Annotated in this window: 2 protein-coding genes; both read left to right on the plus strand. The window is 69.1% G+C overall.

The features are described from left to right. The coding region (locus ACWD35_RS45090) for a phosphopantetheine-binding protein (RefSeq protein ID WP_451357115.1) at positions 1–359 on the plus strand (359 nt) is incomplete at its 5' end. Next, on the plus strand, positions 359–3903 hold a 3545-nt coding region (locus tag ACWD35_RS45095), incomplete at its 3' end, for an amino acid adenylation domain-containing protein (protein WP_451357116.1). The genes ACWD35_RS45090 and ACWD35_RS45095, both read left to right, overlap by 1 nt.

A 3903-nucleotide genomic window follows, 5' to 3' on the forward strand; every position in this document is an offset into this window, starting at 1 on the left:
TGGACGAGCTGCCGTTGACGGTGAACGGCAAGCTGGACCGCAAGGCGCTGCCGGCACCGGAGTACGCCGTTGGTTCTGGACGTGGGCCTTCGACGCCGCAGGAGGAGCTCCTGTGCACCGTCTTCGCCGACGTCCTGGGACTGCCCGAGGTGGGAGTCGACGACGACTTCTTCGCCCTCGGCGGCCACTCCCTGCTCGGAGTGAGGCTCGTCAGCGAGATCCGAGCCGTCCTCGGCGTCGAGGTGGAGATCCGGACCCTCTTCGACGCGCCGACAGTGGCGGGGCTCGCACAACAGCTTGGAAAGAAGAAGTCATCTCGGCCGGCGTTGCGGCCCATGCGTAACCAGGGGGAGTCCTGATGTTTCCGTTGTCGTTCGCGCAGCGTCGTCTGTGGTTTATCGAGCAGCTCGAAGGGGCGAGCCCCACCTACAACATCCCCATGGCCCTGCGGCTTTCCGGCCAGGTGGACACGGAAGCCCTGGATGCCGCGCTGCGAGACGTGATCGGCCGTCACGAAGTGCTCCGGACGGTGTTCGGAGCGACCGACGGTGAGCCGTACCAGCGGGTGCTGGACCTCGCGGACGTCGCATGGCAGCTCCAGGTCGTCGACCCGTCCACACTGGACGGCCCGGCCAGCCTCACCGAGGCGGTCACCGAGGCCGCTTCGCAGCCTTTCGACCTGTCCACCGAAGTGCCGGTCCATGCTTGGCTGTTCCCGGCCGCGGCGGACGAGCACGTCCTGCTCGTCGTGGTGCATCACATCGCCTCCGACGCCTGGTCGGCCGGACCGCTCGCCCGTGACCTCGCCACCGCCTACGCGGCACGTCGTGCCGGCGGGGCACCGGAGTGGGAGCCGTTGCCGGTGCAGTACGCGGACTACGCGCTGTGGCAGCGCGAGCTGATCGGCGACGAGAACGATCCGGAGAGCCTGCTCTGCCGTCAGGTCGCCTACTGGCGCGCAGCGTTGGCGGACGCGCCGGACGAACTGCGGCTTCCCTTCGACCACCCGCGTCCCACGGTCGCGAGCCACCAGGGGCACCGTGAGCCCTTCGAGATCTCCGCGGAGGTGCACGCGCGTCTGGTGGAGGTGGCGCGTGCCGAAGGTGTGACACCGTTCATGGTGCTCCAGGCCGCACTCGCGGTGCTCCTTTCCCGCCTGGGTGCGGGCACGGACATCCCGATCGGGTCGTCGAACGCCGGCCGTACCGACGTCGCTCTCGACGACCTGGTCGGGTTCTTCGTCAATACGCTGGTGCTGCGCACGGACCTGTCCGGTGACCCGATGTTCACCGCTGTCCTCGGGCGGGTGCGGGACACGACTCTGTCCGCGTTCGCCCATCAGGATGTGCCGTTCGAGCGTCTGGTGGAGGACCTGGCGCCGACGCGTTCCCTGGCGCGGCACCCGTTGTTCCAGGTGATGTTGACCCTGCAGAACACCGGGGAAGCCTCGCTGGAGCTGCCCGGTGTTCAGGTCGGTGAGGTGGAGGAGGAGCTTGCCGCCGGTGCTTCGGCGGCGAAGTTCGACCTGTCCTTGAGCGTGGAGGAGACGTTCGACGCGCAGGGCGCCCCGGCGGGGCTGCGGGGTGTTCTGACCGCTGCGGCCGATCTGTTCGAGTCCGGGACCGTGGGACGGATGGCGACGCGATTCGCGCGCGTCCTGGGAACGGTGACCGCTGATCCTCGGGTCCGGCTCAGTGCCGTGGACATCCTTGACGAGGGGGAGCGGCAGCAGGTCATGGTCCAGTGGAACGACACCGCGGCCGAGACGGCCCGGGCCACTGTGACCGAGCTGTTCGAGGAGCAGGTCGCGCGTACTCCGGATGCAGTGGCGCTCGTCGCCGGCGGTGTCGAGGTGTCGTACGCGGAGCTGGACGCCCGTGCCAACCGCCTTGCGCGTCATCTGGCGGGTCAGGGTGTGGGTGCGGAGTCGGTGGTGGGTCTGTGCCTGCCGCGTGGTGTGGAGACCATTACGGCGATTCTGGCGGTGTGGAAGGCGGGTGCGGCCTATCTGCCCGTCGATCCGGAACAGCCGTCCGACCGAGTGGCGTTCATGCTGGCCGACAGCGGCGCCGTGATGCTCCTGACCTCCCGCGCGTTGCTCGACGGCCCGGCGGGCCAGGCGCTGTCCGTGCTCGCTCTGGACGACCCCGCCGTCACGGCCGAGGTCGAGGCGTGCGAGGCCGTCGCGCCGCGGACGGACCTGTTGGCGGACGCGCTCGCGTATGTGATCTATACGTCGGGGTCGACAGGTCGTCCCAAGGGCGTCGCGGTGACGCACGGCTCCCTGGCCAACTATGTCGCCACAGTCCCGGCCCGGGTCGGATTCGGCGCTCCTGGGGACAGGTATGCGCTGCTTCAGGCGCAGGCGACGGACCTTGGCAACACTGTTGTGTTCGCGAGTCTGACGACCGGTGGTGAGCTGCATGTCCTGGACGAGGAGGCTGCAACTGACCCGACCGTGGTGACCGCGTATCTGGCGGAGCACGCCATCGACCACCTCAAGGCGGTTCCTTCGCATCTGGCGGCCCTGGCCAGTGCCGGAGACCTGGCGGCCCTGTTGCCGGCGAAGTCGCTGGTGCTGGGTGGTGAGGCGGCTTCTCCCGTCTGGGTGCGGGACCTGGTGGCGGTCGCGGGCGAGCGTGCCGTGTTCAACCACTACGGCCCGACCGAGACCACCATCGGTGTGACCACGACGCGTCTGACGCCTGAGCGGGTGTCCGGCAGTGTCGTTCCCACCGGCTCGCCGATTCCCAACACGCGCGTGTACGTGCTCGACCAGTGGCTGTCTCCGATGGCGCCGGGTGTGGCCGGTGAGCTGTATGTCGCTGGTGCGGGTCTGGCGCGTGGGTATGTGGGGCGTGCGGCGCTGACGGCGGAGCGGTTCGTGGCCAGCCCGTTCGGTGCGGCGGGTGAGCGGCTGTATCGCACGGGTGACCTGGTGCGCTGGAGCGCGGAGGGTCAGCTGGAGTATCTGGGCCGGGCCGACGAGCAGATGAAGATCCGTGGGTTCCGGATCGAACCCGGTGAGGTGCAGGCCGTTGTCACCGGCCACCCGCAGGTCGCCCAGGCCGCGGTGGTCGCCCGTGAGGACGTTGCGGGTGACAAGCGCCTGGTCGCCTACGTGGTCCCCGCTCACGAGCGGGACGGTGAACTGGCCCAGGAAGTAAGTCGGTTCGTGGCCGATCGGCTGCCGGATCACATGGTGCCCTCCGCTGTCGTCGTCCTTGACGCGCTGCCGCTGACTTCGAACGGGAAGCTGGACCGCAAGGCGCTGCCCGCACCGCAGTACACGACCGGTTCCGGCCGTGGCCCGTCCTCCGTGCGCGAGGAGCTCCTCTGCGCGGCGTTCGCCGAGGTCCTCGGCCTGGAGAGCGTCGGTGTCGATGACAGCTTCTTCGCCCTGGGCGGCCACTCGCTGCTGGTGATCCGGCTGGTGGAACTCCTACGCACCCGCGGGGTGACCATTTCGATACGCGCCCTCTTCGAGTCGCCGACGGTGGCCGGGCTCGCGGCAGTGGCCGGTGCGGAGAGCGTTGTCGTACCGCCCAACGCCATCCCGGAGGTTGCGCGGGCGATCACGCCCGACATGCTCCCACTGGTCGATCTGACTGCCGAGGAGATCGAGGGGGTCGTCGCCACGGTCGAGGGTGGCGCGGCGAATGTCGCCGACGTCTACCCGCTGGCCCCGTTGCAGGAGGGCATGCTCTTCCACCACCTCCTGGCCGACGGTGGCGAGGACGCCTATGTGACTCCGACGGTGGTGGAGTTCGATTCGCGCGATCGGCTGGACACGTTCACCGAGGCGTTGCAGCGGGTCGTGGACCGGCACGACATTCTGCGCACCGCCATCGTGTGGGAGGGCCTGCGCGAGCCGGTGCAGGTCGTGTGGCGGCATGCCCAGCT

The organism is Streptomyces sp. NPDC002671 (assembly GCF_053592475.1).